Source organism: Streptomyces ossamyceticus, from assembly GCF_001418475.1.
GTDB classification, from domain to species: Bacteria; Actinomycetota; Actinomycetes; order Streptomycetales; family Streptomycetaceae; genus Streptomyces; species Streptomyces ossamyceticus.
On record NZ_LIQX01000977.1, the window covers coordinates 1 to 1,214 of the forward strand.

A 1,214-nucleotide genomic window follows, 5' to 3' on the forward strand; every position below is an offset into this window, starting at 1 on the left:
CACGGTCGCCGGCACGGCGACGGGCCGCCGCACACCCTCCCGCCGCCCCGCCCGAGACACGTAACCCCGACTCCCCGAGCGGCCGTTGACCGACCCCGCGGGCAGTGCTCGACCGGCCCGGCGGGCGGTGCTCGACCGACTCAGCGGGTGGTGCTCGACCGGCCCCGCGGGTGGTGCTCGACCGACTCCGCGGGTGGTGCTCGACCGGCCCCGCGGGTGGTGCTCGACCGGCCCCGCGGGTGGTGCTCGACCGGCCCGGCGGGCGGTGCTCGACCTGCCCCGTGGGCCGTGCTCGACCTGCCCCGCGCGCGGTCCTTCACAAGGTCCGCCCGCCGCTCCGACCGGTCCCCACCGTTCCCGTTGATAGCTTGCGGTTCCAGCCAGTTCACACCGGGGGACCACCATGAACCAGCCACCGCCGCAGCACCCCTACCAGCCGTACGGGCAGCCCGTCCCACCGCAACAGCCGCCGGGACCCCCCGGGTACGGGCCGCAGCCGGTCCACGGGGCGTACCCGGCGCCGCCGTTCCCGCCGCAGCCCTTCGTGCGGCGTCCCCCGAGCGCCGGCGGCCACCCGGTGGGCGCCGTCCTCCTCGGGCTGCTCGTCTCGTTCCTCGTGGCGCTGCTGTACACCGTCCTCAACGTCGCCACCTACAAGGACCAGACGCTCACCACGGCCAACGCCCTCTACCTCGGGCACGCCCTGCTCAACGGGGCGATCGTCGGGCTCCTCGTCGGGCTGGTGGGCGGCCGGAGCAACGGCGCGCGGATCGGCGCGGCCCTCGTCGCCGCGCTGGGCGCGTTCTTCGGCTACACCAACTCCCTGCCCCTGGTCTACGCGGTCGAGTCGACGCCCACCGCCGCCTGGGACCTGCTGAGCTACGAGCCGTTCTTCCCGGCGAAGGCGTGGTGGACCAGCGAGGCGGACGGCGGCGTCGACTGGTTCTCGCCCCTCGGCCTCGTTCTCGCCGCGGCCGCCGCGTACGGCCTCGCGTACGCGATGGGCACCCGCCGCCGCGCCTGACCGGCCGCCGGGCCCGACCGCCGGGCCCGGCACTCCCACCGGCCCCCGACCCTCACCGTCCGAAAAGCTCCGCCCCGTTGTCGTGGCACACCGCGCGCAGCCACTCCTCTCCCAGCCCCAGCCGCTCCAGGGCCCGGAGCTGGTGGAGGTACGGGTAGGGGATGTTGGGGAAGTCGGAGCCGAGCAGCAC

Annotated in this window: 2 protein-coding genes; one reads left to right on the forward strand and one right to left on the reverse strand. The window is 75.7% G+C overall.

Going from position 1 to position 1,214, the window contains the following annotated elements; all coding sequences use genetic code 11:
• The first annotated feature begins 403 nt into the window (after positions 1–403).
• A complete protein-coding gene (locus tag AOK15_RS41170; protein WP_055524376.1) occupies positions 404–1,024 on the forward strand; it encodes a hypothetical protein in 621 nt (206 codons plus the stop codon).
• Between the two features lie 52 nt (positions 1,025–1,076).
• Here AOK15_RS41170 and AOK15_RS48235 read toward each other — a convergent pair.
• The coding region (locus AOK15_RS48235) for an amidohydrolase family protein (RefSeq protein WP_240508839.1) at positions 1,077–1,214 on the reverse strand (138 nt) is incomplete at its 5' end.